The sequence below is a fragment of the Flaviaestuariibacter terrae genome (assembly GCF_054777635.1).
Genome location: NZ_BAAHAL010000004.1, coordinates 82,265 through 107,404, shown reverse-complemented (window position 1 = coordinate 107,404; position 25,140 = coordinate 82,265). Strand labels below are relative to the sequence as shown.

Here is a 25,140-nt window from a genome sequence, read left to right as displayed (position 1 = left end):
GTTATGCACGGAAATTCTGGTTCCGGCTCGGAACGGAGGCCGAGTACCGTCGATTAAAATCATGCCTTGAATAAAAGCAGTGTGCCCAACCTGAATGCCCCCTTCGGGGGGCAGGGGGCTTACCAGGCGTTCTTCGGCTTCTTCCACACCGCCGGCGCAAACAGGATGTAGTAGAAGAACTGCCAGATATCCCAGAAGATAAAGGCGGCGAAGAGGTCTTTCTCTTGAAGCTTTTTCATCGCCTTGCTCCACACGAAGCCGAGGGTGATCCAGCGCAGAACGAGCGGGATCAGCGACCAGCGCCAGTCGAAGAGCAGGAGGGAAGCCACGAAAAGCGGGTAAAAAAGGAAGAAGCTGAAGGTATACAGCCCGAGCAGCCACTTGATCGCTCGGCCATAATATTTGCCGGTGCTGTAGTGCCGGTTCTTTTGCCGCTTCCATTCCTTCCAGCTTTGCTTGGGGCGCGACAGGGTAAAGGCCTCCGGGTCGATCACCACCGAGGTGTTGTGCCTGTTGGCCACCTTGTTGATGAACAGGTCGTCGTCGCCGGAAGGGATGTGGTTGATGCTGGAAAATCCTTTGTGCCGGAAGAAGGTCCCTTTGCGGTAGGCCAGGTTGCGGCCGACGCCCATGTACGGTTTGCCGGCGAGGGCGTAGCCAAAATACTGAAGCGCCGTATGGAAGGTCTCGAAGCGGATGGCCTTGTTGAGAAAGCCCTTTTGCTTTTTGTAGGCGCCGTAGCCGAGCACCACCTCGATGTCGTCTTCGAAGGCGTCCTGCATCTTAAAGAGCCAGTGCTCGGAGGCGGGCACACAGTCGGCATCGGTGAGGAGGAGCAACTCGTGGCGGGCTTCCTTGATGCCCATGGAAAGCGGGTATTTCTTTCCGGCGATCAGCTTGGCCTCCTGTTGTAGTTCTACGATATGCAGGTCTTTGTAGGTCTTCTGGAATTCCTCGAGCACATAGCGGGTGTCGTCGACGGAATTGTCGTTGACCACGAGCACCTCGCGCGTGGAGCGGTATTGCTGGAGCAGGATGCCGGGGAGGTTGCGGGCGAGGTTTTCGTCCTCGTCGCGGGCGCAGATGATCACCGAAACCGGGTGCTGGCGCGATACATCGCGGGCCTGCGGCTTCCAGGCGCCCACGCGGCGGAAAAAGTATAGGTAATAAAACAGTTGGATCGCCGCAACCACACAAAAGGCGACGAAAAGCAGCAGTTGCCAGCTCATAAGCATACGCGAAATTAATGGGGTAATGTGGTAATGGGGTGATGTGCTGATAGAAAAGCAGCAAATTGACTGTTCGCACGGCTAATTACCACATTACCACATCCACACATTACCACATTGTTTAATTTTGCGCCCTTATGCCCGCCTTATCTTTCGAGCTTCAGACAACCGACCCCCAAAGCGCGGCCCGCGCCGGGACCATCACAACCGACCACGGTACGATCCAGACACCCATCTTCATGCCCGTGGGTACGGTGGGCTCGGTCAAGGCGCTCAGCCAGCAGCAGCTCAAAAGCGAGGTCGACCCGCACATCATCCTGGGCAATACCTACCACCTGTACCTGCGCCCCGGGATGGAAACGATGGAGGCCGCCGGCGGGCTGCACCAGTTCATCAACTGGGACCGGCCCATCCTCACCGACTCGGGTGGTTACCAGGTGTTCTCGCTCGCCGCCAACCGCAAGATCACCGACGAAGGCGTCACCTTCCGCTCGCATATCGACGGGTCGAAGCACCTCTTTACACCGGAGCGCGTCATGGACATCGAGCGGAGCATCGGCGCCGACATCATGATGGCCTTCGACGAGTGCCCGCCGGCCAACAGCGAGTACCGCTATGCCCTCGACTCCATGAACCTGACGCATCGCTGGCTCGATCGCTGCGTGGCCCGCTTCAACGATACGCCCGATAAGTACGGGCATACCCAGAACCTGTTTCCGATCGTGCAGGGCGCCGTCTTCCACGACCTCCGCAAGGCTTCCTGCGAATACATCGCCTCCAAGGGCGCCACCGGCAATGCCATCGGCGGCCTCAGTGTAGGCGAGCCCGAGCCCGTGATGTACGAGATCGCCGCGCTTTGCTGCGAGCACCTCCCCAAAGACAAGCCCCGCTACCTCATGGGCGTCGGCACACCCTGGAACATCCTCGAGAACATCGCCCTCGGCGTCGATATGTTCGACTGCGTGATGCCCACCCGCAACGGGCGCAACGCGATGCTCTTTACCACGAAGGGCGTCATCAACATCGACAACAAGAAATGGGAGCGCGATTTCAGCGTCATCGACGACGGGCTCGACTGCGAAACCTCGAATTATTATTCGAAAGCCTACCTGCGGCATCTCTTCAAGGCCAGCGAGTACCTGGCGATGAGCATCGCCTCGATCCAGAACCTCGCCTTTTACCTGTGGCTGGTGAAGGAAGCGCGCAAGCATATCCTGGCCGGCGATTTCCTTTCCTGGAAAAATGAAATGGTGCCGCGCCTGAAGACCCGCTTGTAATAACTTGGGCCATGGCTTTTCGCGCCAACCAGCGGCTCCTGCGCTTTTCGCTCGAATACTTCACCCTGCTGCTCCTGCTGGCGGGCGGGCTCGTGTATCACAACGGGAGCGCGTTCCGCGACGGATGTATCCGAGTTGATGGCGACGTGATCGGGCAGATCGGTGGCGGCGACCTCGCAAAGGCGCGGCCCGTGTTTCACTACGTCATCGACGGCGACGAATACCAGGCCGTCCCACCCAACGCCGCATACCCGATTGGTGTGAAAGCGCCGCTGCTGGTGGTTCGCGGGCATCCACAGGAAATCTACGTGTACGACGGCAGCTACTGGGTGTCGTTTGCCTTCGACACGTTCCCGATCTTTTTGTTCGGCGGCATTGGCTACGCCCTACTGATGGTCCAGAGTTATCGGTTGCGCCGGCAGATGATCGTGCTTGCTGCCGCGGAAGCGCGTCTCGCCGGATTCCAGGAATAATAAACCACTTGTGCGGTGCTCGGTCAGCAGCTCCGGTAACGCGCATTCGTTGCCGGTAAAGCGCCCCGGTACCGGTTGCCGCCGCCCAAGTCCGGCCCTTTCGGATCCGGCAAATTCGGTTTCGTTACGGTTTCCGGATGAAGGCCGAAACCGCCAGCAGGAGCTGCGGCGCCACGGGAAGGGCCGGGTCGGTATATGATTTCTGGTTCAGCAGCGAATCGTCGCTGTCGACCAGCTTGAGCACGTGGTTCATGTTTTTCACGAGCACGTATTGCGCCTTTGGCGCTGCGACATGAAGCGCTTCGGCATCGCTCACCGTAACCTGAAGGTCCTTATCGCCCTGCACGATCAGTACCGGTATGCGGAGGTCGGCGATGGCCTTGCGCGGGTCGCGGCTGATCCAGGAAATGAGGTACGGTTGCACGCTTGGGCGGAACAGGCTCGCGAGCAGCACGGGTGGCTGGCGCACGAGCTGACCCACCTTCAGGCTGTCGAGTGTTGTAAAGGCCATGGCCCGCAGCTTCTCCGGAAGGTTGGCAAGCTGGCGGCGCAGGATGCTGTCGGCAGGGAAGCCGGCACCGGCGACCGACACAAAGCGGTCGGCGCGCGGGGCTGCCAGCATCCCGATCAGCGTGCCTTCGCTGTGCCCGATGACGGTGATGCGGCCAAAGAGGCCACTATGCCGCAGCGTATCGATCCAGGCGGCCGCATCGGCGATGTATTGATCGAAACGCAGGTCTTCCTCCCTGGCCCCGGCGTCTTTGCTGGCGGCGATCCCACGCTTGTCGTAGCGCAGGCTGGCAATGCCCTGAGCGGCAAGACCGCGGGCGAGGTACAGCAGGCTGTTGTTCTTCCCGGGCAGCACGATCGTATTGCCGTCGCGGTCGGTAGGACCGGAACCCGCGATGATGAGCGCAACAGGCAGCTTTCCTTTTTTATGGAGCGGACGCATCAGCGTACCCTGCAGGTCGCCGGTCGGCGTATGCAGCACGAAGGGCGTTTCGGTGTACAGCGAATCGGCGGCAAACAGGGGCCGGGCAAACAGGATGGCTAAGAGGAGAAGCAGCAGGCGCATGCTGTAAAGCTAGCTTACAGATTCCGGTTTGGGGTTTGGAGTTTGGAGTTTGGAGTTTGAAGATTGAAGTTTGGGGTTTGGCGTTTGATGTTATGGCACGAGTCTATGCCTGTAAATCTTTCAGGTTACCTGGCGCGTAACGTCAAGAAACCTAAAACCGAAAACCTAAAACCGAAAACCGGCAACCGGCAACCGGAAACCCCAAACTCCAAACCCCAAACTTTCCCTTACCGGTACACCGCGCCATACCGCTCTTCGTCGAGTACGGGACCCCATTGCTGGATGAGTCGCTTGAAGGCTTTGCCCACCGGCAGGATATTCCGGTCGAGGTCGAAGAGGCCAACGGGGTGCACGTTGTTGCGCTCCTCGCGCAGCGCGATGTCCCAGTCGATCTGGTGCGTGAGGCTGTACCAGGTGAAGCCCAGGATCGGCACGCCATCCTGCTTCAGGCGGTGCAGGTTGGCCCACTGGCGCCACAGCCAGTCTTCGGCGTCGGTGGCCCGGTTGGTCTCGGTATGCATGATCGGCAGCTTATACCGCGCATAATACTGGTGGGTGATGACGTAGTAGCCGAAGATGTCGCCGGCGGCCTGCCAGGTGCCGTTGGGCATCACGAGGTGCTCGTTGGTGGCGTAGTAGTCGTTGCCCATCACGCAACGTGCCTTTACCTGGTTCAGCTCGAACCAGTGGATCTCGTCGCGCGTCATCCCGTTTTGCATGAGGTACTCGTACATGTTCACGCGGATGGGATAGCCGTAGGTGAAGTCGAGGGCAAGGAAGCGCTTCTGGTTGAGGAAATTCGCGAGGCCCTGCACCTCGGGGCGGATCGGGTGGAAGTATTCCGAAGACTCGCTTTGTATGAAGGTGGCGTTGGGCTGGATCTTCAGGATCTCGCGCATCGCCAGCACATTGGCCTGACACAGGTGCTTCAGCGCCGTCACGAAGGCAACGTCGGAAGTAAGGCATTCGTTCCACCAGCCGTATTGCGCCGAGAACATAGCCGTGATGAAGATCTCGTTGATCGGGGTATACAGGTCGAGGTCCGGGTAGCGCTTGGCGAAGGCGCAGGCATATTCGCAAAAGAACTTCGGGAAATCGGGGTTCTGGAAATTGCCCAGCCAGTCGGGCACGCCGAAGTGGAGGAGGTCGACGATCGGTGTGATGCCGAGCTCGCGCATCATCGTGATCGCTTCGTCGGCGTAGGTCCAGTCGTATTGGCCCGGCCCCAGGTGCGACTTGTAATAAGGTGGTCCCCAGCGAAGAAACTCCACGCAGATATCCTTCGTCAGCTGGAAGTCGAGCGCCATGTTGCGGTAGTGCCCGCATTTTTCCATTTCGTCGATGCGCTTCATGGTACCGTCCGCGAGGCGGATGGTGGGGTAGGAGTTTTCGATGCCGGTAGCGAACATGAATTTGGATCCGATCATAGGGAAAGCCTTTCGTTATAAAATATCCAGGCGGCCGCCGTCGGCCACCAATGTAGTTCCGTTGATGAAGGAGGCCTCGTCGGAGGCGATAAAGCACACGGCTGCCGCGAGCTCCTCGGGCTGCCCGATGGCGCCGTCGAGCTTCTCCGCGCCGCTCTTGATATTGGGGTTGTTCCAGAGCATCGGCGTATTGACGGCGCCGGGCGCCACGCAGTTGATCCGGAGCTTCGGCCAGGGATACTCGAGCGACACACCGCGGCTGAAGGCTTCCATCGCGCCCTTGCTGCTCGCATAGGGCACCACGTTGGCGGTGGTTTCGTGCGCGTGCACCGAGCTGATGTTGACGATGGCGCCGCGATCGAGGTGCGGGATGCAGAGCTTGCAGAACAGGAACACGGAGCGCAGGTTGACGCGCAGCACCGTGTCCCACTCATCGACGCTCAGGTCGACAAGCTTCTTGAAGGTCATCATCGCCGCGTTGTTTACCAGTATGTCGATGCGCCCCCAGGTGCTGAGGGCCGTTTGCACCGCGGCGCGCACCTGCGCTTCCTCGCCGATATCGCAACGGGCGAAGCCGGCGCGGCCACCGGCGTCGGTAATGAGGCGCACCGTCTCCTGGCCACCTTCCTCGTCGCGGTCGATCACCAGCACGCGGCCGCCCTCGCGGCCCATTTGCAGGGAGATGGCCCGCCCGATACCCGAGCCGGCCCCGGTAACGAGGCATACTTTGTCCTGGAAACGCATCCGCTATTTTTACGGGTTGGCGGCAAACGCCGGGCCAAGCCGCGCCCGCTTCGTCATTGCGAGCGAAACGGAGAGCGCGAAGCAATCTGCTCCGGGCTGAGGGGGCGCGGCCGCGGTGAAAACCCCATCGGATTGCTTCGTTGCCCTTGTTGCACTTCGGGCGCCTCGCAATGACGGACTAGCCGCTTTAAAGCCGCTTTAACTACAAACCCCAAACGCCAAACTCCAAACTCGCCTATTTTCGTCCCCGATTCATGAAGAAACTTGACTGGTACATACTGCGGCAGCTGCTGACGGCCTTTATCACCTGCATGCTGATCTTTACGGTCATCGCGGTGGCGGTCGACAGCTCGGAGAAGACCGACGACTTCGTGAAGTCGGGGCTTACGGGCCGCCAGATCATCAGCCAGTATTACATCGGGTTCGTGCCCTATATCTGGGGTATGCTCTACCCGCTGTTCGTGTTCATCGCGGTGATCTATTCGACCAGCCGCATGGCCATGCGCACCGAGATCATCGCCATACTCGCCACCGGCACCACCTACAACCGCTGGCTGCGCACGTACCTGGGCGGCGGTATCTTCTTCGCAGTCGTGCTCTGGTTTGCCGCGGCCTTCTGGATCCCGAAAGCCAACGACCTGCGCAGCAGCTTCCAGGCAAAATATATCGACAGCCCCACGGCGGAAGATGTATCCAAGCCCAATGCCTGGTATATGCGCACCGACTCGAGCACCTACATCGGGCTTAAGTATTTCGATACGTCCTCGCGCACCGGCAACAACTTTTTCCTCAACCGCATTCATGGCCGCGACCTCGTGTACAACCTGCGCGCCGACATGATCAGCTGGGACAGCGCGTCGCGGAAGTGGCGTCTCCGGAATGTGACCACCCGCGATGTGGGACCGATGGGGGAAACGGTGACCCAGCAGACCGAGCTGCTCCTCGACCTGCACCTGAAGCCCGGCGACCTGCGCCGCGATCAATACATTAAAGACAAGCTGACGACCCCGGAGCTCAACCGCTACATCTCGGCCGAGGAGCTCCGCGGCAACGAGGGGGTCAACACCCTAAAGGTGGAAAAGTACCGCCGCACGGCTACCTGCTACTCGGTGATCCTGCTGGCCCTTATCGGCGCCATCCTCGCCGGGCGTAAAACCCGCGGCGGCTCGGGGGTGCACCTGGCGCTCGGGATCATCATCTCGGTGGTCTTCATCATGTTCGACCGCTTCTCGACGGTCTTCTCGGTCAAGGGCAACCTCCCGCCGTTCATAGCCGCCTGGGTGCCCAACGTCCTGTTTACGGTCGTGGCGATCTACCTCTACCGGAAGGCACCGAAGTAAGTACGGCAATCGGCAATCGGGAATCGGTAATAGACAAAGACGCGGCATCGCCGCGTCTTTGTCTATAGTGGACGAACCCATTTTACCGGTTCCCTTTGCTTGTTTGGGATTGCCGATTGCCGATTGCCGATTCCCGCCCAACCCCTACCTTTAGGCCGCTTTAAAAAATCCTTTTCATCTTTAGAAAATAGTTACTCAATGGGTATCATCAAAGACAGTTTCAAGGCAAAGGCGGATGCCGTCGGCGCGGAGATCAAGGAGCTGATCAAGGAACACGGGAATAAGGTCATCGGCGAGGTACAGCTGGCGCAGATCTACCAGGGCATGCGGGGCATGACGGGCCTCGTTACCGAAACGTCGCTGCTCGACGCCCAGGAAGGCATCCGCTTCCGCGGCTACTCGATCCCGGAGCTGCAGGAAAAGCTCCCCAAATATGAAGGCGGCTCGGAGCCCCTGCCCGAAGGCCTTTTCTACCTGATGCTCGTAGGCGAATTGCCGACCGAAGAAAACGTGCAGCACCTGACCTCCGTATGGCAGCGTCGCAGCCACGTACCCAACCACGTCTTCGCCACTATTGAGGCACTGCCCGTGGCAACGCACCCCATGACCCAATTCGTGGTGGGTGTGATGGCCCTGCAGACCGAAAGCCAGTTCTCGAAGCGCTATGCCGCCGGGATGGCCAAAAAAGATTACTGGGAGGCCGTGTTCGACGACTCCATGGACCTCATTGCCCGCCTGCCCCGCATCGCGGCCTATATCTACCGCCGCAAATACAAGGGTGGCGACCACATCCAGCCGGACGGTCTTTTGGACTGGTCGGGCAACTTTGCCCACATGATGGGCTTCCGCGACGATTCGTTCAAGGAGCTGATGCGCCTGTACATGACGATCCACGCCGACCACGAAGGGGGTAACGTTTCCGCACATACGACGCACCTGGTGGGCTCCGCCCTCAGCGATCCCTACCTGAGCTACGCTGCCGGTATGAACGGCCTTGCCGGTCCGCTGCACGGCCTCGCCAACCAGGAAGTAATCAAGTGGATCTTCGAGATGCGCGAGGAGCTCAGCACCGAGGCGCCCACGAGCGAGCAGATCGCCGAGTACGTGAAGAAGACCCTCGCCGCCGGCAAGGTGGTGCCGGGCTACGGCCACGCCGTGCTCCGCAAGACCGACCCGCGCTTTACCGCGCAGATGGAATTCGGCAAGAAGCACATGCCCGACGACCCGCTGGTGCAGACCGTCTGGAACATCTACGAAACGGTTCCGCCGATCCTGCAGTCGCTGGGTAAGATCAAGAACCCCTGGCCCAACGTCGACGCGCACAGCGGCGCCCTGCTGGTACACTACGGCATGGTGGAGTACGAGTTCTACACAGTGCTCTTTGCCGTTAGCCGCGCCCTAGGCGTACTGGCCTCCCTCTGCTGGGACCGCGCCCTCAACTTCCCCCTCGAGCGTCCGAAGTCGGTAACGACGGAGCTCGTAAAGAAGTTCCTGAAGGGAGAAGACAATGTGTGGGGCGAGTAAGGAAGATTAAATACCGATTCCAAAAATAGCGAAGGGCTTTCCAGAAATGGGAAGCCCTCCTTTTTGAGGGGAGGGCCATCTCGATATTCGATATTCGTTATTCGTTATTCGATATTCTAAAAGAAGTTATCCAGCGCTTTCAGGCTGATCGGCTTTTCCCAGATCGTCAGCTTCGCCTCATCGAGGTCGGGTGGGATCGTGGGGCGGAAGGCGCTGATGAGATGGTAATTGATACCGGGGTGCTTCCGGTACATTTCCGGGAGCTTGTCCCAGCCGAGCCCGTCGGGGAGGTTGTAGTCGATAAACAGGTAATCGGGAATAATTTCGTCGAGGCGCTGTATGCCGTCATTGAGCGTATGCGCAATGTACACTTCATAGTTCTTGCGCAGGAAGTACGACTTCATCAGCAAGCATAAGTCCACCTCGTCGTCTATAATCAATACCTTCTTCCGCAGTACCATAAGCTAGATCCGTTCTGTGTTTCGCTAAAATTATTATACCATTCGATTGGAAAATTAACAGAAAACCAGTTCCCGGGGACGGGCTGCCGGCTTTTTTTCGGGGTATACAGCACAACTACCGCGCCAGCCGAGGTGGTATGATTATTTCAAATATCCGGCAGTGTGATTTTGTAACTTAAAAACAGGGATGATTATGACAACGAAATCGAAGATGGTATTGGGCCTTATCGGCGCTGCGGCGGCCGGTGTGGCATTGGGCCTGTTGCTGGCCCCGGAGAAAGGCACCGACCTGCGTGCACGTATCGGTAAAACAGCCGGCGACTGGGGCGACTCGCTCACCGACCTGTTCGCCAACGCGAAGGGCGAGTTGCAGAACCTGGCCAAGAAAGGCCGCCAGTCCGCCGACGACGCGGTTGACGGCTTCAACAGCGCCCGGGAGCGCTACAGCTAAACATTCGGAACAGGCTCCCGGAGCCTGTTCTTTTCTTATTAACGAACCCAGCTTATGGAAGAACTTAAATCGAAGACCGGCACCCTGACCCAGAGCGTGAGCGACTACCTCGACACGTATTACAAACTGGCACTCGTTACCCTCACGCAAAAGGCGACCAACGTTACCGCCGGCCTCGTGGCCGGTCTCTCGGCCGTTATCCTGACCATCTTTATCCTGTTCTTTCTCGGCATGGGCCTCGCCTGGTGGCTGGGCGGCCTGCTGGGAAGCACCGCGGCCGGCTTCTTCATTGTCGGCGGTGTCTTTATCGTGCTGATGGTCGTCATCGTGCTCCTGCGCAAAAAGCTTGTATTCCCCATTCTGAAAAAAGCCATCCTCAAAAAGATCTATGAGTAAGAAGATTGCCAGCTATGACGACCTGGTCGAGGAGAAGGCGCGGCTCGAAGAGCTCCTGGGCCTGCAGAAGGCAGCCATCAAGGGAAGCCTTTCCTCTATCCAGGAAGACGTTCGCCCCGTAACCAACGGCCTCCTCGTGGTAACCCGCCTGCTGACCAAGATCGGGAAGCGCAACCGACCCACCTCGCCGCTGCTCAACGTGGGTCTCGACATCGGGGTCGACATGGTGCTGCGCCGCTACCTGCTCCGCAAGGCCGGCTGGTTCTCGCGCACCTTCGTGCCCCTGGCCGCCAGCACCCTCATCGCCCGCTTCCTCAACAGCGAAAAGGAAACCGCCTTCAGCAGGAAGGTCAAAGACTTCTTCGCCAACTTCGGAAAGCACCCCGACATACCGCCGGATATGAAAACGGCTTCCGACGTGGAGCACGACGGCACGCATTAACCCTAAAACAAACGATATGAACGACGATCGTCCCCTGACCAACCACATGGGTCTGCCCAACGAGCCCGGGTACAGCAACCCGGCCGACCTGACGCCCCGCCGCGAGGGCGGCGACGACTCACTGGCCGAAGCCAACCCCAGCGACCCCCGCAACGACGAGAAAGTGCTGTCGCGCTCCGACTCCGAGCGCACCCCCGCGCCCGGCGATGCCGGCGCCAACAGCGCCCCGGACAGCTTCCGCGAGGACAGCGACAGCTCCCGGTGACCTTTCACCAGCCCGTCTACAGTACGTAGGTGGGAGTCGAAGCCCCGATGCGAACAGCATCGGGGCTTTGCATGCAGTGACCTGCATCCCCAGTCTAGCCGTGTTGCTCACCGCTCACCGCTCACCCGCTCACCCGCTCACCGAAATAAAAAAAGGAATGCAGTGCATTCCTTTTTTTATATCTGGGCGCTGTGTTGCGCTTAATCGACCCGGCGGAAACCACCAGCGATCAGGCTCAGTACAAACAGAACCAGGAAGATAAAGAACAGGATTTTTGCGATGGAGGCAGCACCAGCTGCAATACCGCCAAAACCGAAGATCGCGGCGATAATAGCCACTACCAGGAAGATTACTGTCCAACGTAACATAACAATAGGTTTTAGGAGTTAATAAATTTTCTACCGCTATTAATCAAAGAATGGTGCCAAAAACGGTTTTTCGGGCGCTCATTATTTTTCTCACCTGAGCAGGTGGATGAGGAAAAATCTACCCGCGCGCCGGGAAGCCCTTCAGGGGCGGGCGCTCAGCGCCAATTGGTGCGGTTTTGGCTGCCCTTTCCGCGAATTCCCGTGTTATGCAAACCAATAACGAACGTTCGTCGTACAGCAGCAGTAACGCAACGGCCGGCTTCAATGCCCCGACTATGCCGGAGGCAACCCGGGTGGAGAACAGCCGGGGGCAACGCTATGACCCGGCCGCCGACTGCGGTGGTGCGAGCTACCCGATCCCGGCATTCTTCGAATACCGGCTGCAGCCCGGCAACCGCGACTTACTCTGAGAAGACACGTGCAACCTGTGCTGACGTAACCCGCCCGGTTACGTTTTTTGCTTTCCGGGAAAGGGGTAAGGACGGGCTTGTGGGGTCCAAATTCCACAGTTCAGCCGTTTTTACGGCCGCGTTTGGCACCGGCGGCAAACTCAACAGGAAAAACTAATTTTTAAGAGGCTAATTATCAACGATTTGTAAAAAGTTGTGATTTTGGTTCCACACTTGCCGTAAGAAGAGCGTACGCCAAAATCACCACAATGATCAACCAGCGTTTAGCCCAGAAGCAGCGGCTGAAAATTCTGCCCCAGCAGATCCAGTTGCTGAACTTCTTCCACCTGAACACGCTCGAACTCGAGCAACGTATTCAACAGGAAATCGAAGACAACCCGCTCCTGGACGATAATAACAACGACACCGATTCGTCGGTGGACAAGTATAGTAAGGACAGCGTACAGGACTACCAGGATTGGGACGAGTACGGGTATAACGACGTACCCGATTACAAGACCGAGTACTGCAATTACCTCGCAGACGAGAAGATGCCGGAGCGCCCCATCACGAGCGGCTTCGACTTCCGTCCGCTGCTCAAGGAGCAGTTCAAGGTCGCTTCGAGCGACGAGAAAGAGATCGAGCTCGCCGAGTTCATCATCGATTCGCTCAACGAGCATGGACTCCTGGAGCAGGATGTGCAGGCGCTTGCCGAAGACATTTCCTTCAAGCAGGGAAAATGGGTGGAGGCCGACCTCATCGCCGCGGTGCTCGAGAAGATCCAGACGCTGGAGCCCGTGGGTGTTGGTGCCCGCTCCATCCGGGAGTGCCTGCTGATCCAGCTTCGCCGCTTCAACCAGAAGCGCCCCGATGTGAAGATGGCCACACGCCTCCTCGAGCAGCACTTCACCGACCTGCACAACCGCAACATGGACAAGATCAAGCACCAGCTTCATATCGACGACGAGGAGCTGAAGATCGTTCTCCAGCTGATCGCCACGCTCAAGATGAAGCCCGTTTGCGAGCAGGAAGATTCCATCGTGATCAACAAGAACATCCTGCCCGACTTCATCATCACGCAGAGCGCCGATGTGCTCGATGTGCAATTGTACCGCAACCGCTCGGAAAGCCTCAATATCAACACCACCTGGAAGCAGCTCGCCGAAGGCAGCCAGCAGGTGAACACCGACAAGAGCGCGCTTCAGTATATGAAGAACAAGCTCCAGTCGGCCCAATGGTTTATCAACGCCGTGCAGCAGCGCGAAGCCACGATGCTGAAGATCATGAAGGCGATCGTGCAGCTCCAGTACGATTACTTCCTCAGCGGCGACATCAACCTGCTGAAGCCGATGATCCTGAAGAACATCGCCGAGATGGTGGGTGTGGACATTTCTACCGTATCACGGATCACCTGCAACAAATATGTAGAAACGCCTTTCGGTCTCCTGCTGCTGAAAGATCTCTTTACCGAAGGCATTGCTAACGCCGAGGGACAAGTGATTTCCAACAAGGTGATCCAGAGCGCCATCGAAGAGGTGATCGAAAGCGAGGACAAGCACAATCCCTACACCGACCAGCAGCTCGTCAACATCCTTGCCCAGCGCGGCTTTTCGGTAGCGCGCCGCACCGTGGCCAAGTACCGCGAGCAGCTGCAGATCCCCGTTTCACACGTGCGCGGCCTGTGGGCATAGCTCAGGCATAATTATTTTAACTTCGAGATACATCTGACCTAAACGATATTACGAACCTTAACGACAACCCCTACTCATGCAAAAGATCCTGATTGTTGATGACGACCGCGACATGTGCCTCTTGCTGAAGCGCTTCCTTACCCGACACAATTTCGAGGTGCTCGAAGCGTACAGCGGCAAGAAAGCCCTGGAGCTCCTCGAGACCGTAGAGCCCGACCTTGTGATGTGTGATTTCCGCCTCGAAGACATGGAAGGCAATGTCCTGCTCGCCAAGATCAAGGAGATCTACCCGCAGGTTCCCGTGATCATCATCACCGGCTACAGCGATATCAAGATCGCCGTGGAAGTGATGAAGATGGGCGCCTACGACTATATCACGAAGCCGCTCTTCCCCGATGAGATCCTCGTGACCATCAAGAAAGCGCTCGAAGCCGCTTCCTCACAGGACACCGGCGCGGTGCACCAGCCCCAGCGTACGGCCCCCGCGGCACCGGTTTCCTCCGGCCCCACGACGGTTACACGTCCTGCACCGGCCTCCGCCGCGAACAGCGGCCAGATCGTACATTCCGGCGACTACATCTTCGGCGACACACCGGTGTTCCGCCAGCTGCTCCAGCAGATCGACCTCGTTGGTCCCACGAACTACTCGGTCATTATCTACGGCGAAAGCGGCTCCGGTAAGGAAGCCATCGCCCAGGAAATTCATAAGCGCTCGAAGCGCAAGAACAAGCCCTTCATCGCCATCGACTGCGGTGCCCTCTCCAAAGAGCTGGCAGGCTCCGAGCTGTTCGGCCACGAGAAAGGCTCCTTCACCGGCGCCCTCAACATGAAGGTGGGCTCGCTCGAGCTGGCCAACGGCGGTACGATCTTCCTCGATGAGGTGGCCAACCTTGGCTACGATATCCAGGTGTCGCTGCTCCGCGTGGTACAGGAGCGCAAGATCCGCCGCGTGGGTGGCCTCAAGGACATCGAGCTCGACGTCCGCATCCTGGTAGCTTCCAACGAGAAGCTGTGGGACGCCGCCCGCAAAGGCAAGTTCCGCGAGGACCTGTACCACCGCTTCAACGAATTCTCCATCGATGTGCCGCCGCTGCGCCAGCGCCCCGACGACATCATGCTCTTTGCCACGCACTTCCTTACGATCACCAACGCCGAGCTGGGCAAGAACATCCATGGCTTCTCGGCAGAAGTGGAGAACATCTTCCGGAATTACGTGTGGTACGGTAACCTCCGTGAGCTGAAGAATGTCATCAAGCGCGCGACGCTCCTGAGCGACGGCGATCTCATCGAGGCTTCATCGCTGCCGTTCGAGATCTCGCACTACGACAAGCTGCAGTTCGACAAGGCGCCGGCCGAGCCCGCTCCCGCGAGCTTCGCACCGGTGATGCCGGCACCGCAGCGTCCTTCCGAAGAAGCCTTCGACACGGCCCGCCCCGTAGGCGACGGCACGCTGAAGAGCGCCTCCATCGATGCGGAGTACGACATGATCCTGAAGGCCCTCAAGAAGGTGAACTTCAACAAGAGCAAAGCGGCCAAGTTGCTCAACATCGACCGCAAGACGCTCTACAACAAAATGAAACAATACCAGGAGTTAAACAACCAGTAACATGAACCTGACTTCTGTGCATCCAGCTGAAAGGCTCCGCGGTACCGCGGAGCCTTCCGGCACTTCAGACCTGAATGTGCTCCTGGCCGGTCTACTTGCCAGTATGGCCCTCCGGGTGTCGCTCCGCTGCGACACACTGCCGCCCGCGGCAGGCCCGGAGGAAGAATGGTGGCTCCTGCTGCAATGGCTGCTCCATCCGCTCCGCGACGGCGGCGCCCGCTACGTGCACGTGCAGTGCAGCGAAGACAACAGCAGCCGCGACGAGCGCTACCTCCTCAGCATGCGCTGCGACGGATTTGTCTGCGCCGCCACCGTGTCGGCCTTCGACAACCCGCAACTGAGCGCCATCGCCCAGCGCCTCCAGGTTCAACTCCTGCCTCCTTCACCCGACGATTCCCATTGCCTGTTTATCCTGCAATTTGCCGGAAAGAAAAACTGACATGCCCAGCACCAAGCCCACCATTCGCATTCTCATAATCGATGATGATGAGGACGATTACTTCATCACGTCCGAATACCTGCGCCAGATCGAGGAGTACAACCTCGTCATCAACTGGTCCTATAAATTCTCCGACGCCATCGAGCAGGTGCAGAAGCGCCAGTTCGACATTTATTTCGTCGACTATCGCCTGGGCGCCAAAACCGGTATCGACTTCCTGAAGGAAGCCATCCGCCTTGGCTGCGAGGAGCCGATCGTGCTGCTTACCGGTAAGGGCAATAAGGAGATCGATATCGAGGCGATGCAGATCGGCGCGACCGACTACCTCGTCAAGACCGACCTCAATGCCGACAAGCTGGAGCGCTGCATCCGCTATGCCCTCGAGCGGACCGCCTACCTGAAAGCCCTCCGCGCCAACGAGCGCAAATACCGAAGCATCTTCGAGCTGTCGAAAGACGTGGTGTTCATCGCCGACAAGAACCTGTACTTCAAAGACGTCAATGCCGCGACCTCGGAGCTCCTTGGCTTCGGCGCCGACGACCTGCAGCAACGCACCGTATACGACCTGCTGGCCGATGAAAGCGAGCGCCGGATGCTTGAGAAGGTGCTCAGCGAAGAAGGCGAGGTGAACGACATGGAGCTCGAGATCATCACGAGCTCGGGCGAGCGCCGCATCTTCATCTTCACGCTTACCGCGCCGATGGATACGGAAGGCAACTTCTATTACCAGGGGCTGATGCACGACATCACCAACATGCGGCGGGCCGAGAAGGCCAACCTGATGGTGGAGAAGCTCGGCGCCACGGGCCGTCTCGTGCGCACCCTGGCCCACGAGGTGCGCAACCCGCTGAACAACATCAACATGTCGGTGGAGCAACTCGTTGGCGACGGCATCACCGAAGACTCGACTCTTTTCCTCGACATCATCCAACGCAACAGCAAGCGCATCGGCGACCTGATCACCGAGCTGCTCGATACGAGCCGTCCCACGGAGCTCACCTTCGAGCGCTGCACGCTGCAATCGGTGATGGACGAAAGCATCCAGGAAGCCCTCGACCGCATCACGCTCCAGCACATACAGCTGAAGGTGCGCTACGAAGAGCAGCCCTGCCCGATCAACGCCAACAAGGAGAAGCTGAAGATCGCGTTCCTCAACATCATCATCAACGCGGTGGAAGCGATGCCCAACGACGGCAGCGGCTCGCTCGACATCTCGATCACCACCGACGACGGTCGCCACATTACCGTGATCCGCGACAACGGCTGCGGTATTTCCGAAGAAAATATTTCCCGCCTGTTCGAACCTTATTATACCTCGAAGCGCAATGGTATGGGTCTTGGACTCGCCGCCACCCTCAACATCCTGCAAGCCCACAAGGCGCAGATCGATGTGAGCTCGGTGGTAGGGCAGGGGACAACCTTCACCATTTCTTTCCCGGCAGCGTAATAATCTGCTGGTCTGCAACTAATAGTAGTTTGCTAATGACGAACGCCGCTCCGAGGAGCGGCGTTCGATTTTATTCGCAACCCGTAGCAGATTAGCAGACTACCAAGATTAGCAGACTGGCTACATCCGCACCGTCTTGCTCATCATGTAATAGAGCAGGCCGCCGACGGGCGGTATGGCAATGACAAGGATTCCCCAAAGCACGCGGCTTTGCGAAGCGAGGTTTTGCTGGCGGAAGACATCGGTGATGCTCCAGATCCAGTGCACGCCGCCGAGGGCGGCTGCCGTCACCCAGACCCAGATGCCTGATACAGTTCCTGTTCGGTAGATGCCGACACCAACAAATAACAGGATGAGACTGATGACGCCGAGGATAAAGTTGGGATGCATTGTTTGCTTGGCCCTGGCTGTTTCTTTCATAACATCAGTTTTTATTCGTTTACAAAAAGCGCTACACGCGGTCGAACGAAAAGAGCGCCGCCTCGCGGGGCTTATGCCCGCTGAACTGCTGCGTGATGATATCGGCCGCGAGTACGCTGAAAAGAATGCCGTTGCCCCCGAAGCCGAGCGCGTAGGCCGTGTGCGGCTGACCGGGCACCGACCCGATGAAGGGTAGTGTGTCGGGGGTGCCGGCGAAAATGCCCGCCCAGGAATAATCGGGCTCGAATGCGAGCTCCGGCATCAGCCGCCGCAGGGAGGCTTCGAGCGCCGCCGACCTTCGGCGCAGTTGCGGGAAGTCCGTTCGTCCATCGAAGGGGTGATCCTTGCCGCCGATGATGACGCGCTGATCGGGCGTCGTTCGTAAGTATAAATACGGGTCGCCGGTGTCCCATAGCAAGGCCCGCCGGTGCCACAACAGGCCGGGATCAACGGGCTTGCTGAGGAGCACATAGGTGACGAACAATTCCTCGACTTCTTTCGGAAGGTAGCGCTGCGACTCGTAGCCGCAGGCGATCACCAACTTGCCGGCGCGTATGACGTGCCCGTCTGTCGTTTGCACGCGAACGCCTGATTTTTCCCATTGGATATGGGCGGCTTCGGTCCGCTCGTATACGGCTCCGGCACCTGCCTGCACGTCCTGCAGCAGCCGGTGCGTGAGGCGGTAGGCATCGATCTGTGCGGCCTTTCGGCTAAGCAGCGCGCCCGGCTTTTCAAGAAAGTATTGTTGCTGCAGCTCCGTAGGCCCCACGAGATCAACATCAAGCCCGATGGCTTTCCTCCGGGCTGTTTCCTCGCGCAGTGTGGCAAGATCCTTCCGGCTGCGGGCCCACTGGAGGCTCGGTCGCGGCTCGAAAAGGTCGGCGGCGCCGCAGGCGGCACATACCGCGCGCAGCCGGTCGATCGCTTCGTAGCAAAGGAGGTAGCTTTCTTCAGCGGCCTTCCGCCCGATGCGGTCGCTGAGCATGCAGAGTGAGCTGTCCAGTTCGTATTGGAGCAGCGATGTCGACGCAGCGGTGCTGCCCGTGGCGGCGCGGCGCTTGTCGATGATGCTGCAGGAAAAGCCGGCGCGCTGCAGGGTCCAGGCAGTGAGCGCGCCCGAGATGCCGCTTCCGATCACGAGTACGTCGGTTTGCAGGTCCCGGTCGAGCACAGGGTACGATGGCTGCGGGCCGCTGCTTTCCAGCGAATAGGTATGGGGTGTATGCAACTTCATGGGTCGAAGAAGAAAAACAAGCCGGCGCGCAAAAGGTTTTCTTACGTATCGAGGTACGATGTCGGTACTTCCTTCGACTCGCGCTTGATGATGAACACGGCCGTGTCTTTCGGGTGAATCCCCTGGCCGTGGTTGAGCGCGTACATCTTCGTAAACTCGGCGCCGTAGTAAAGGATGAGCGCACTGTAATAGATCCAGGAAAGAATGATGACGATCGAAGCGGCCGTTCCGTAGGTGACGTCCAGGTTGGATCGCTCGAGGTAATAGCCGATACCGAACTTACCGAGGAGGAAAAGCAGCGCCGTGATGAGCGCGCCCACGAAGGCATCGCGCCAGGCAATAACAGCATCGGGAAGTATCTTGAAGATAACCGCGAAGAGCCCGGTGATGACGACGATGATGATACCGATGTTGATCCAGTTGAACACGTACACGGTATAGTGCGGGAAAACCCGCGTCAGCCGCTCGCTGAGCAGGTTGAGCAGCGCGTTGACCACCAGCGATACCAGCAGCAGGAATCCGAGGCCGATGACAAGTGAAAACGACAGCAACCGGTTACTGAGATATTTGAGCCAGCTCTTTTTCGGTTTTGCGCGCACCGACCAGATGAAGTTGATCGAATCTTGCATCTCGGTAAAAACGCCCGTGGCGCCGATCACAAGAATGATGGCGCCGATGACGGCGCCCGCCGTGGTGGCGTGCGTGTGGTGGACGTTGCGGATGATGTCCTGTATCTGGAGTGCCGCTTCTTTACCAACGAGTCCGCTCAGTTGCAGGTAGATCTTCCCCTGGACGGCTTCGCGGCCGAAAAAGATCCCGGCGAGCGAGATGATGATCAGCAACAGGGGGCCGAGCGCAAACACCGTATAGTAACTGAGCGACGCACTCAGCTTAAACGCGTTGTCGTTCACAAAGCCGAAGCCGGCCTTGGCAAAGAGGGAAAGAAAGCGTCGGATGGACTTGATCATATCGGTGGATGGAGCGCGCCCGGTGCAGCCGGGCTTGTAGAATTTACTACCCATAGCTGCCGGGCTTCCTGAACGAAGTTAGTCCAGGACCCCGGCAGACCGGGCAAGCGGAGCGTGGCACCGGTTTTTTATAGGTAAAAATAACAGCGAATTCAAAAGTCTCATATACACGGTCCATTCTATCAGCAAGGCTGCAGTCTCCACTGTGGCCATTTTTTTATGCCTGGCGAACGAGGTCGCGCAGACGCTTGATCTCGTCGTGGCCTATGCGCAGCTGCGTCTTCTGGCGTACGATGAGGTCGCGGAGTGAAGGCTCAAGTTCCTCGTCGCTGTTGAGCGCCATGTCGTAGGCCTTCTGCGCAGCGTCTTCTCCGAACTCGCAATTTTCCAGGATCGCCTTGCGGTCCTTCCCGGCTACAACGGCCTTGAGGTCCATCCATACGCGGTAGATCTTACCGGAGTTGGTGGTTCCGTCGGCAGGATCCCCGCCGAGCCGGCTTACTTCGGTGGCGAGCTCACGTGTATACTGGCGGCTTTCCTCGGCATAGCGCAGGAAGAGCGGGCGCAGGTCTTCGGTCTCTGCTTTTAATTCGTCGATGGCTTTCTCGTAGCCAACAATCCGGTCATTATTGATGCGGATGAGATCATTCAGCAGATCTGTAACTTTTTCGTAATTGGGCATAACACATGTTTTGCTATAAAGGGAAAAAATCATACCCCTTGCTGCCTTGGTATGAAAATTTTGCAGGCTTTCCCATCAACTAACCCTAAATCCCAGACATTATGGCCAAGTATTCCAAAGGCGCTGGTTCCAAAGTCAAACGGGCGATGGAAGAACGCAAAGAGGGCTCCCTGAAAAGCGGGCGCAGCGGTAAGAAAGTCACATCGCGCAAGCAGGCGATTGCCATAGGCCTTTCCGAAGCACGCGAGGCAGGCGAAAAAGTACCGTCGAAGGGCGCTTCGAAAAAAGCGGCTCCCAAAAAAGCCGCGAAGAAGGCTGCTCCGAAGAAGGCTGCCAAGAAAGCCGCGCCGAAAAAAGCCAGCAGTGGCGGACGCGCTTCCGCCCGCAAGTCGGCGCCGAAAAAAGCTGCTGCCAAGAAAGCCGCTCCCAGGAAGGCCGCAGCGAAAAAGGCAGCTCCGAAAAAAGCAGCCAGCAAATCCGGAGGTACCTCGGTCAGCCGGAGCGGTGGCTCTACGGCCCGCGGATCTTCGAAACGCGGCCTTGCCTCCGCCTCGGCAGCAACGAAAAAATCAGTTGCGCGTAAGGGTGGTAAAGCAAGCAGGTAATCTGCTAATGGGTTAGTCTGCTAATCAGTTAGTCTGCTCGTCTGCTAATGCAATTGCTATACAAACAGAATTTTTAAAGCCTTGCTACGCAAGGCTTTTTTTATTTGCAGACTAGCAGACTAACAAATTAGCAGACTACATCAGCTCTTTCAAAATCTTCATCAGCACGCGCTCTTCCGACGTGAGACCGGAAAGGTTATCGGGGGCTTCAATCTTGTCGAGCTCCCTGAGGTACCGATGCAGCTGTTTTTCCTCGTAGAGGCGCAGTACGCCCGGGTGCACGTAATACTTGCGGCAAACGGTACGCGTGTTGCCCAGCTTATGGCTTACCTCATCGAGGGCGGCAAGTGTGTTTTTCTTGCATTCGGCTTCCGTTTCCGCGGGTCCCATGGCGTTGAAGGCACGCAGCACGTTGAGCGTGCCTGCCCAGGTCCGAAAGTCTTTCGCTGTAAAGTCGCCGCCGGTGGCTTCCTTGATATAGCTGTTCACCATACCCGAGTCGATGGGCTTTCGGGCGCCGCTTCCATCGTAGTATTGAAAGAGTTCTTTTCCCGGAATGTCACGACAGGCCTGCACGGCTTTGGCGAGTCGGCGGTTGCGCAGCGAGATGTCGTGATCGATTCCCTTCTTCCCGGTAAATGAAAACCGGAGTTCGTCGCCGTCGATCCTGACGTGCTTGTCCTTAAGTGTAGTCAGCCCGTAAGAGCCGTTCTGCTTTTCATAATCGCTGTTGCCGATCCGGATGTAGGTGCGCTCCATAAGCGAGATCACCGTGGCCATGACCTTGCGGTCGCTGAGCTCTTTTCCTGCGAGGTCTTCCTCGAGTTGCAGGCGAAGCGATGGCAGCAGCTTTCCGAATTCGAAGAGGCGGTGAAATTTTGTTTCATTGCGGAGCTCGTGCCAGAGCGCATGGTAGCGGTATTGCTTTCGTCCGCGGCTGTCGTAGCCCGTGGCCTGTATATGACCGTTGGCCCGCGGGCAGATCCAGACGTTGGTCCAGGCTGGGGGAATGGCCAGCTTGCGGATCCGCTCAAGCTCGCTCTTGTCGCTGACAACGGAATCCTTGAACGAATAGGAGAATCCCTTTCCTTTTTTTACCCGCCGGATCCCGGGCCATTGGTCGCTTACATACACGAGGTCGGCCGCGCGGGCTGCCTCGCTGTAGTCGCGGTCGATTTTCCGGAATTCCTTATGCGTCAGGCTTACTGCTTCCATTAGGGTGTACTTGTTTTTTTCGCTCCAATCGTTCAAGGCGCCGCTTTTCGTGGTAACTGCGCTTGGCGTGGTTCACATCCGAGGCATCGTCGACCGAGTGGGAGGTATGCAGGTCGTCGCCTTCCTTGGCCAGCGTGGCCAGCTTCACATAGAATTTCTTCAGCACGTCAAGCTCTTCCTGGCTGAGGTCTTCCACGTCGATCAACCGGTTGGAGGCGCGCTCCTCGCAGGCGATGAGCTCGTTGAGCTTCAGCTGCAGGGCCAGCGAATCCTTGTTCTGCGACTGCTGGATAAGGAACACCATCAGGAACGTAACGATGGTGGTGCCGGTGTTGATGACCAGCTGCCAGGTATCGGAAAAATGAAAGATCGGTCCGGTGACCCCCCAGATAATGATGATCAGGAACGCAATGCAAAAAGCAAGGGGCGAACCCGTCGCCCGGGTTGTGCCTTCCGCAAATGATTCGAACCGGGCTTTAACTCCTTTCTTATTGGCCTGCAGGTTGGCTACTTCTTCCTGCAACTCGCTATTGACGGGCATAGGTAAACATTTCTTCCTAAGGTAGACGAAAGCCGGGCCAAAAACGGGCGCGGACAGGATCACGTAGCCGCGTTAACATGCAGGTGACAAAAAAAGCGTCCGGCACGAAGTGCGGGACGCTTTGCCTGGCTGGAGCCTGGAGATTACTCCGACTCCTGGTCGGCGGTGATGTTGATGCCGGTTACCGCGAGCTCAGTGAGCAGCTGATCGGTTTCCTTTTCTTCCTCGAGTGTCAGCGCGAGAAGGTCAGACACTTCGTTTTGACCCATCGTTTTGGCGAGCTGTACCAGCGAGCCGTAAGCGGCGATCTCGTAGTGCTCCACTTTCTGGGCGCAGATGATCAGTGCGGCGTCGCGTACCGACGAACCTTTCGGTGTGTCTTCGATACCCTGCTGGGCTTCTTTCACGAGGCCTTCCATGGCTTCGCATTTCTTGGCGCGGGCCGGCAGTCCAAGGATTTCGAACACCTGCTCCACACGGCCGATCTGCTCTTCAGTTTGGGTCAGGTGATTTTCGAAGGCGCTGCGCAGCTCGTCAGAAGTGGCGGCTTTTGCCATTTTGGGAAGAGCCTTGGTGAGGTGCTTCTCGGCCCAGAAAATGTCGCGCAGCTCTTCAACGAACAACTCGTGGAGAAGTGTGGCTTCGTCGAAGCGCTCAGCGCCGGCGCGGCTGCCGTTGCTACGCGTTGCACCGCTGCGGCCGTTGGATGCCGACTTGGAGCGGCCCGAAGCGGCGCTCTTTCCATTGGAGCGGGAAGCGGCTTTTGCCGGGGCGCTTTTGCGGGCTGCGGAGGATTTTGTTGCTTTTGCCATAATAAAAGGAAGTTTATAGTAGGACGCTACAGATGAAAAAATTAGACCAGCCGCCGCAAGGCGCTAAAGCCGTGTTGTTGCGCAATTTCCCCAAGCTACAGCCCCTGCTATGGCGGCCAAAGGCGGATTTTTTATGGTATTCTATTTGGAGCATTTATCCCTGAGTTCTTTTCGATTTCGTTAACAAAACACTGTGTATGCCACTACATCAACACGCTCCACAACAGCTGGCCTTCCTCCAGGAGAAGATTCGCCTGATCGGCAGTGCCATCTTTTTCAATCAGAGCGATGCCGTGCTGAAGCTTCCCACCTCGCTGGTGTCGATCCTGAAAACGGATGATTACGGTTATGTATGGTTCTTCGTCAAGAAGCCCAACCAAGACATCAAGCAATTCGAACAAGACTTTCCCGTGCGCCTTGACTTTTTCCGCAAAGGAGTCGACTGCTTCCTGCAGGTAACCGGCCAGGGCTGGATGGTGACCGACCCCGAGGAAATGTATGCGTTCCTCGAAATGAACGAAGACGTCAACCCGCAGGTGTTCCAGGAAATGGCACTCGTGAAGGTGAAAATGCAACGCGCCGAATTCTTCGAAACGGCCCCTGCCCATCACTCCTGGTGGCAGCACGCGCTCAACTATGTGACCGCACTGTTCCGTCCTGCCGGCAATGTTGGCAACACCTTTTTCCCTGCCTCCTAAAAAACGGTTGCACATATGGCCACAGCCCGCTCCATTTGGTCCGGTACGATCTCCTTTGGTCTGGTCAACATCCCTGTAAAATTGCAAAGTGCCGTGCAGTCGGAAGAACTGCCGCTGCATATGCTCGCGAAGAAGGACCTGGCTCCGATCAAGTACGCGCGGATCGACACGAAGACCGGGAAGGAGGTCGACTGGAAAGATATCGTTAAGGGATACGAATACGCAAAGGGGAAGTTTGTTGTGGTCGAAGATGAAGACTTCGAGAAGGCTTCGCCCCAGAAATCCCGCTCGATCGACATCGTGCAGTTTGTGAAAGCCGAAGAGATCGATCCCATCTATTTTGAGAAACCATATTACCTCCTGCCTGCAAAAGGCGGCGAGAAAACGTACCGCCTGCTCGTGAAAGCGCTCGAAGAAGCCGGTACGGTCGGCATCGCCGAGTTCATGCTGCGCAATCGCGAGCACGTCTGCGCCATCAAGCCCTATAAAGGAATGCTCCTGCTCGACCAGATGCGCTACGAGGAGGAGATCAAGGAAGTGCCGGCGCTCGAAAGCGGCCGCGTGGCCGAAAAAGAATTGCAGCTCGCGCTCAAGCTCATCGAGCAGCTTACAGAAACGTTCAATCCCGCCGCGTTTAAAGACAATTACGCGGCCTCCTTAAAGAAAGTAATTAAGGCAAAGGCCGCGGGCAAGCATATCCGCATCGCCGAGCCCGAAGAGCGGAGCGCTACCGTCAAAGACCTGATGGATGTACTCAAGCAAAGCCTCGAAGGCAAGCGCAAAAAACGCGCATAGCATATCGGATGTCTGATGTCGGATGTCTGATGTAAGAACGGATCGCAACGCGATCCGTTCTTGTTTTAAATACATTCCACATCCGAGATCCTACATCAGCCATCCGACATCCGAGATCAGACATCC

General features: G+C 57.7%; 29 protein-coding genes. 16 read left to right on the top strand and 13 right to left on the bottom strand.

Annotated elements, in window-relative coordinates; genetic code table 11:
* Positions 1 to 119: 119 nt before the first annotated feature.
* On the bottom strand, positions 120 to 1,229 hold the full coding sequence (locus tag ACYU7Z_RS00515; RefSeq protein WP_460566531.1) for a glycosyltransferase: 1,110 nt from the start codon (positions 1,227 to 1,229) through the stop codon (positions 120 to 122).
* Between the two features lie 137 nt (positions 1,230 to 1,366).
* Between ACYU7Z_RS00515 and tgt the strand changes: the two genes are divergently transcribed.
* Both tgt and ACYU7Z_RS00505 read left to right on the top strand, forming a co-directional pair.
* Positions 1,367 to 2,506 carry a tRNA guanosine(34) transglycosylase Tgt gene (tgt, locus tag ACYU7Z_RS00510; protein ID WP_460566529.1) on the top strand — a complete coding sequence of 380 codons (1,140 nt, stop codon included), beginning with the start codon at positions 1,367 to 1,369 and terminating at the stop codon, positions 2,504 to 2,506.
* Between the two features lie 11 nt (positions 2,507 to 2,517).
* Positions 2,518 to 2,979, top strand: a complete 462-nt coding sequence (locus tag ACYU7Z_RS00505; protein WP_460566526.1) for a hypothetical protein — start codon at positions 2,518 to 2,520, stop codon at positions 2,977 to 2,979.
* A 124-nt stretch (positions 2,980 to 3,103) separates the two neighbouring features.
* Here ACYU7Z_RS00505 and ACYU7Z_RS00500 read toward each other — a convergent pair whose 3' ends face one another.
* The 3 genes from ACYU7Z_RS00500 to ACYU7Z_RS00490 all read right to left on the bottom strand — a co-directional run bounded on the left by ACYU7Z_RS00500 (position 3,104) and on the right by ACYU7Z_RS00490 (position 6,225).
* Complete coding sequence (locus ACYU7Z_RS00500) at positions 3,104 to 4,054, bottom strand: alpha/beta hydrolase (protein ID WP_460566524.1); 951 nt, start codon at positions 4,052 to 4,054, stop codon at positions 3,104 to 3,106.
* Positions 4,055 to 4,281: 227 nt separating this feature from the next.
* Entirely contained in the window at positions 4,282 to 5,481 is a 1,200-nt protein-coding gene (locus tag ACYU7Z_RS00495) for a glycoside hydrolase family 1 protein (RefSeq protein WP_460566522.1), read from the bottom strand.
* A gap of 15 nt (positions 5,482 to 5,496) precedes the next feature.
* The gene (locus tag ACYU7Z_RS00490) at positions 5,497 to 6,225 is read right to left on the bottom strand and encodes an SDR family NAD(P)-dependent oxidoreductase (protein ID WP_460566520.1); all 729 of its coding nucleotides are present in this window, start codon (positions 6,223 to 6,225) and stop codon (positions 5,497 to 5,499) included.
* 254 nt (positions 6,226 to 6,479) lie between these two features.
* Between ACYU7Z_RS00490 and ACYU7Z_RS00485 the strand changes: the two genes are divergently transcribed.
* Positions 6,480 to 7,565, top strand: coding sequence for an LptF/LptG family permease (locus ACYU7Z_RS00485; protein WP_460566518.1), 1,086 nt, complete (start codon positions 6,480 to 6,482; stop codon positions 7,563 to 7,565).
* Positions 7,566 to 7,763: 198 nt separating this feature from the next.
* Entirely contained in the window at positions 7,764 to 9,089 is a 1,326-nt protein-coding gene (locus tag ACYU7Z_RS00480; protein WP_460566516.1) for a citrate synthase family protein, read from the top strand.
* A 116-nt stretch (positions 9,090 to 9,205) separates the two neighbouring features.
* On the opposite strand, the gene ACYU7Z_RS00475 is transcribed toward ACYU7Z_RS00480, so the two are convergent.
* Positions 9,206 to 9,550: a response regulator gene (locus tag ACYU7Z_RS00475; RefSeq protein WP_460566514.1), complete on the bottom strand. Its 345-nt coding sequence runs from the start codon at positions 9,548 to 9,550 to the stop codon at positions 9,206 to 9,208.
* 193 nt (positions 9,551 to 9,743) lie between these two features.
* Here ACYU7Z_RS00475 and ACYU7Z_RS00470 point away from each other — a divergent pair, with 193 nt between their 5' ends.
* Genes ACYU7Z_RS00470 through ACYU7Z_RS00455 form a run of 4 tightly spaced genes read left to right on the top strand, consistent with a single transcriptional unit; the run spans position 9,744 to position 11,104 of the window.
* On the top strand, positions 9,744 to 10,001 hold the full coding sequence (locus tag ACYU7Z_RS00470) for a YtxH domain-containing protein (RefSeq protein ID WP_460566512.1): 258 nt from the start codon (positions 9,744 to 9,746) through the stop codon (positions 9,999 to 10,001).
* 54 nt (positions 10,002 to 10,055) lie between these two features.
* A complete protein-coding gene (locus ACYU7Z_RS00465; RefSeq protein ID WP_460566510.1) occupies positions 10,056 to 10,397 on the top strand; it encodes a phage holin family protein in 342 nt (113 codons plus the stop codon).
* Positions 10,390 to 10,839 carry a hypothetical protein gene (locus ACYU7Z_RS00460; RefSeq protein ID WP_460566508.1) on the top strand — a complete coding sequence of 150 codons (450 nt, stop codon included), beginning with the start codon at positions 10,390 to 10,392 and terminating at the stop codon, positions 10,837 to 10,839. The genes ACYU7Z_RS00465 and ACYU7Z_RS00460 overlap by 8 nt, the downstream gene beginning before the upstream one ends.
* A 16-nt stretch (positions 10,840 to 10,855) precedes the next feature.
* Positions 10,856 to 11,104: a hypothetical protein gene (locus ACYU7Z_RS00455; protein WP_460566506.1), complete on the top strand. Its 249-nt coding sequence runs from the start codon at positions 10,856 to 10,858 to the stop codon at positions 11,102 to 11,104.
* 200 nt (positions 11,105 to 11,304) lie between these two features.
* Here ACYU7Z_RS00455 and ACYU7Z_RS00450 read toward each other — a convergent pair whose 3' ends face one another.
* Complete coding sequence (locus ACYU7Z_RS00450; protein ID WP_131448019.1) at positions 11,305 to 11,472, bottom strand: DUF1328 family protein; 168 nt, start codon at positions 11,470 to 11,472, stop codon at positions 11,305 to 11,307.
* A 206-nt stretch (positions 11,473 to 11,678) separates the two neighbouring features.
* Between ACYU7Z_RS00450 and ACYU7Z_RS00445 the strand changes: the two genes are divergently transcribed.
* The 5 genes from ACYU7Z_RS00445 to ACYU7Z_RS00425 all read left to right on the top strand — a co-directional run bounded on the left by ACYU7Z_RS00445 (position 11,679) and on the right by ACYU7Z_RS00425 (position 17,044).
* Positions 11,679 to 11,882: a hypothetical protein gene (locus tag ACYU7Z_RS00445; protein ID WP_460566503.1), complete on the top strand. Its 204-nt coding sequence runs from the start codon at positions 11,679 to 11,681 to the stop codon at positions 11,880 to 11,882.
* 248 nt (positions 11,883 to 12,130) lie between these two features.
* Positions 12,131 to 13,552 (top strand): RNA polymerase factor sigma-54, encoded by a 1,422-nt coding sequence (rpoN, locus tag ACYU7Z_RS00440; RefSeq protein WP_460566501.1) that lies wholly within the window; start codon positions 12,131 to 12,133, stop codon positions 13,550 to 13,552.
* A 76-nt stretch (positions 13,553 to 13,628) separates the two neighbouring features.
* Positions 13,629 to 15,158, top strand: a complete 1,530-nt coding sequence (locus tag ACYU7Z_RS00435) for a sigma-54-dependent transcriptional regulator (RefSeq protein ID WP_460566499.1) — start codon at positions 13,629 to 13,631, stop codon at positions 15,156 to 15,158.
* Position 15,159: 1 nt separating this feature from the next.
* A complete protein-coding gene (locus ACYU7Z_RS00430) occupies positions 15,160 to 15,597 on the top strand; it encodes a hypothetical protein (protein WP_460566497.1) in 438 nt (145 codons plus the stop codon).
* 1 nt (position 15,598) lies between these two features.
* Positions 15,599 to 17,044, top strand: coding sequence for a two-component system sensor histidine kinase NtrB (locus tag ACYU7Z_RS00425; protein ID WP_460566495.1), 1,446 nt, complete (start codon positions 15,599 to 15,601; stop codon positions 17,042 to 17,044).
* Positions 17,045 to 17,164: 120 nt separating this feature from the next.
* Here ACYU7Z_RS00425 and ACYU7Z_RS00420 read toward each other — a convergent pair whose 3' ends face one another.
* The 4 genes from ACYU7Z_RS00420 to ACYU7Z_RS00405 all read right to left on the bottom strand — a co-directional run bounded on the left by ACYU7Z_RS00420 (position 17,165) and on the right by ACYU7Z_RS00405 (position 20,348).
* Positions 17,165 to 17,464, bottom strand: a complete 300-nt coding sequence (locus ACYU7Z_RS00420) for a PLDc N-terminal domain-containing protein (protein WP_460566493.1) — start codon at positions 17,462 to 17,464, stop codon at positions 17,165 to 17,167.
* A 31-nt stretch (positions 17,465 to 17,495) separates the two neighbouring features.
* On the bottom strand, positions 17,496 to 18,698 hold the full coding sequence (locus ACYU7Z_RS00415; protein WP_460566491.1) for an NAD(P)/FAD-dependent oxidoreductase: 1,203 nt from the start codon (positions 18,696 to 18,698) through the stop codon (positions 17,496 to 17,498).
* 41 nt (positions 18,699 to 18,739) lie between these two features.
* Positions 18,740 to 19,720, bottom strand: coding sequence for a YihY/virulence factor BrkB family protein (locus ACYU7Z_RS00410; RefSeq protein ID WP_460566489.1), 981 nt, complete (start codon positions 19,718 to 19,720; stop codon positions 18,740 to 18,742).
* A gap of 163 nt (positions 19,721 to 19,883) precedes the next feature.
* Positions 19,884 to 20,348 (bottom strand): ferritin-like domain-containing protein, encoded by a 465-nt coding sequence (locus ACYU7Z_RS00405; RefSeq protein ID WP_460566487.1) that lies wholly within the window; start codon positions 20,346 to 20,348, stop codon positions 19,884 to 19,886.
* Between the two features lie 101 nt (positions 20,349 to 20,449).
* Here ACYU7Z_RS00405 and ACYU7Z_RS00400 point away from each other — a divergent pair, with 101 nt between their 5' ends.
* Positions 20,450 to 20,953: a DUF6496 domain-containing protein gene (locus tag ACYU7Z_RS00400; RefSeq protein WP_460566485.1), complete on the top strand. Its 504-nt coding sequence runs from the start codon at positions 20,450 to 20,452 to the stop codon at positions 20,951 to 20,953.
* A 135-nt stretch (positions 20,954 to 21,088) separates the two neighbouring features.
* On the opposite strand, the gene ACYU7Z_RS00395 is transcribed toward ACYU7Z_RS00400, so the two are convergent.
* From ACYU7Z_RS00395 to ACYU7Z_RS00385, 3 genes are all read right to left on the bottom strand, one after another.
* Positions 21,089 to 22,168, bottom strand: coding sequence for a DNA topoisomerase IB (locus ACYU7Z_RS00395; protein ID WP_460566483.1), 1,080 nt, complete (start codon positions 22,166 to 22,168; stop codon positions 21,089 to 21,091).
* On the bottom strand, positions 22,143 to 22,709 hold the full coding sequence (locus ACYU7Z_RS00390) for a low affinity iron permease family protein (protein ID WP_460566481.1): 567 nt from the start codon (positions 22,707 to 22,709) through the stop codon (positions 22,143 to 22,145). The genes ACYU7Z_RS00395 and ACYU7Z_RS00390 overlap by 26 nt, the downstream gene beginning before the upstream one ends.
* A 143-nt stretch (positions 22,710 to 22,852) precedes the next feature.
* On the bottom strand, positions 22,853 to 23,521 hold the full coding sequence (locus ACYU7Z_RS00385) for a YciE/YciF ferroxidase family protein (protein ID WP_460566479.1): 669 nt from the start codon (positions 23,519 to 23,521) through the stop codon (positions 22,853 to 22,855).
* 197 nt (positions 23,522 to 23,718) lie between these two features.
* Here ACYU7Z_RS00385 and ACYU7Z_RS00380 point away from each other — a divergent pair, with 197 nt between their 5' ends.
* The gene (locus tag ACYU7Z_RS00380) at positions 23,719 to 24,219 is read left to right on the top strand and encodes a hypothetical protein (protein ID WP_460566477.1); all 501 of its coding nucleotides are present in this window, start codon (positions 23,719 to 23,721) and stop codon (positions 24,217 to 24,219) included.
* A 15-nt stretch (positions 24,220 to 24,234) separates the two neighbouring features.
* Positions 24,235 to 25,014 (top strand): Ku protein, encoded by a 780-nt coding sequence (gene ku, locus ACYU7Z_RS00375; RefSeq protein ID WP_460566475.1) that lies wholly within the window; start codon positions 24,235 to 24,237, stop codon positions 25,012 to 25,014.
* Positions 25,015 to 25,140 lie beyond the last annotated feature (126 nt).

Excerpts from the sequence above, each read along its gene's own strand:
- ACYU7Z_RS00515 (WP_460566531.1), bottom strand. The coding sequence starts at position 1,229 with ATGAGCTGGCAACTGCTGCTTTTCGTCGCCTTTTGTGTGGTTGCGGCG.
- tgt (WP_460566529.1), top strand. The coding sequence starts at position 1,367 with ATGCCCGCCTTATCTTTCGAGCTTCAGACAACCGACCCCCAAAGCGCG.
- ACYU7Z_RS00505 (WP_460566526.1), top strand. The coding sequence starts at position 2,518 with ATGGCTTTTCGCGCCAACCAGCGGCTCCTGCGCTTTTCGCTCGAATAC.
- ACYU7Z_RS00500 (WP_460566524.1), bottom strand. The coding sequence starts at position 4,054 with ATGCGCCTGCTGCTTCTCCTCTTAGCCATCCTGTTTGCCCGGCCCCTG.
- ACYU7Z_RS00495 (WP_460566522.1), bottom strand. The coding sequence starts at position 5,481 with ATGATCGGATCCAAATTCATGTTCGCTACCGGCATCGAAAACTCCTAC.
- ACYU7Z_RS00490 (WP_460566520.1), bottom strand. The coding sequence starts at position 6,225 with ATGCGTTTCCAGGACAAAGTATGCCTCGTTACCGGGGCCGGCTCGGGT.
- ACYU7Z_RS00485 (WP_460566518.1), top strand. The coding sequence starts at position 6,480 with ATGAAGAAACTTGACTGGTACATACTGCGGCAGCTGCTGACGGCCTTT.
- ACYU7Z_RS00480 (WP_460566516.1), top strand. The coding sequence starts at position 7,764 with ATGGGTATCATCAAAGACAGTTTCAAGGCAAAGGCGGATGCCGTCGGC.
- ACYU7Z_RS00475 (WP_460566514.1), bottom strand. The coding sequence starts at position 9,550 with ATGGTACTGCGGAAGAAGGTATTGATTATAGACGACGAGGTGGACTTA.
- ACYU7Z_RS00470 (WP_460566512.1), top strand. The coding sequence starts at position 9,744 with ATGACAACGAAATCGAAGATGGTATTGGGCCTTATCGGCGCTGCGGCG.
- ACYU7Z_RS00465 (WP_460566510.1), top strand. The coding sequence starts at position 10,056 with ATGGAAGAACTTAAATCGAAGACCGGCACCCTGACCCAGAGCGTGAGC.
- ACYU7Z_RS00460 (WP_460566508.1), top strand. The coding sequence starts at position 10,390 with ATGAGTAAGAAGATTGCCAGCTATGACGACCTGGTCGAGGAGAAGGCG.
- ACYU7Z_RS00455 (WP_460566506.1), top strand. The coding sequence starts at position 10,856 with ATGAACGACGATCGTCCCCTGACCAACCACATGGGTCTGCCCAACGAG.
- ACYU7Z_RS00450 (WP_131448019.1), bottom strand. The coding sequence starts at position 11,472 with ATGTTACGTTGGACAGTAATCTTCCTGGTAGTGGCTATTATCGCCGCG.
- ACYU7Z_RS00445 (WP_460566503.1), top strand. The coding sequence starts at position 11,679 with ATGCAAACCAATAACGAACGTTCGTCGTACAGCAGCAGTAACGCAACG.
- rpoN (WP_460566501.1), top strand. The coding sequence starts at position 12,131 with ATGATCAACCAGCGTTTAGCCCAGAAGCAGCGGCTGAAAATTCTGCCC.
- ACYU7Z_RS00435 (WP_460566499.1), top strand. The coding sequence starts at position 13,629 with ATGCAAAAGATCCTGATTGTTGATGACGACCGCGACATGTGCCTCTTG.
- ACYU7Z_RS00430 (WP_460566497.1), top strand. The coding sequence starts at position 15,160 with ATGAACCTGACTTCTGTGCATCCAGCTGAAAGGCTCCGCGGTACCGCG.
- ACYU7Z_RS00425 (WP_460566495.1), top strand. The coding sequence starts at position 15,599 with ATGCCCAGCACCAAGCCCACCATTCGCATTCTCATAATCGATGATGAT.
- ACYU7Z_RS00420 (WP_460566493.1), bottom strand. The coding sequence starts at position 17,464 with ATGAAAGAAACAGCCAGGGCCAAGCAAACAATGCATCCCAACTTTATC.
- ACYU7Z_RS00415 (WP_460566491.1), bottom strand. The coding sequence starts at position 18,698 with ATGAAGTTGCATACACCCCATACCTATTCGCTGGAAAGCAGCGGCCCG.
- ACYU7Z_RS00410 (WP_460566489.1), bottom strand. The coding sequence starts at position 19,720 with ATGGGTAGTAAATTCTACAAGCCCGGCTGCACCGGGCGCGCTCCATCC.
- ACYU7Z_RS00405 (WP_460566487.1), bottom strand. The coding sequence starts at position 20,348 with ATGCCCAATTACGAAAAAGTTACAGATCTGCTGAATGATCTCATCCGC.
- ACYU7Z_RS00400 (WP_460566485.1), top strand. The coding sequence starts at position 20,450 with ATGGCCAAGTATTCCAAAGGCGCTGGTTCCAAAGTCAAACGGGCGATG.
- ACYU7Z_RS00395 (WP_460566483.1), bottom strand. The coding sequence starts at position 22,168 with ATGGAAGCAGTAAGCCTGACGCATAAGGAATTCCGGAAAATCGACCGC.
- ACYU7Z_RS00390 (WP_460566481.1), bottom strand. The coding sequence starts at position 22,709 with ATGCCCGTCAATAGCGAGTTGCAGGAAGAAGTAGCCAACCTGCAGGCC.
- ACYU7Z_RS00385 (WP_460566479.1), bottom strand. The coding sequence starts at position 23,521 with ATGGCAAAAGCAACAAAATCCTCCGCAGCCCGCAAAAGCGCCCCGGCA.
- ACYU7Z_RS00380 (WP_460566477.1), top strand. The coding sequence starts at position 23,719 with ATGCCACTACATCAACACGCTCCACAACAGCTGGCCTTCCTCCAGGAG.
- ku (WP_460566475.1), top strand. The coding sequence starts at position 24,235 with ATGGCCACAGCCCGCTCCATTTGGTCCGGTACGATCTCCTTTGGTCTG.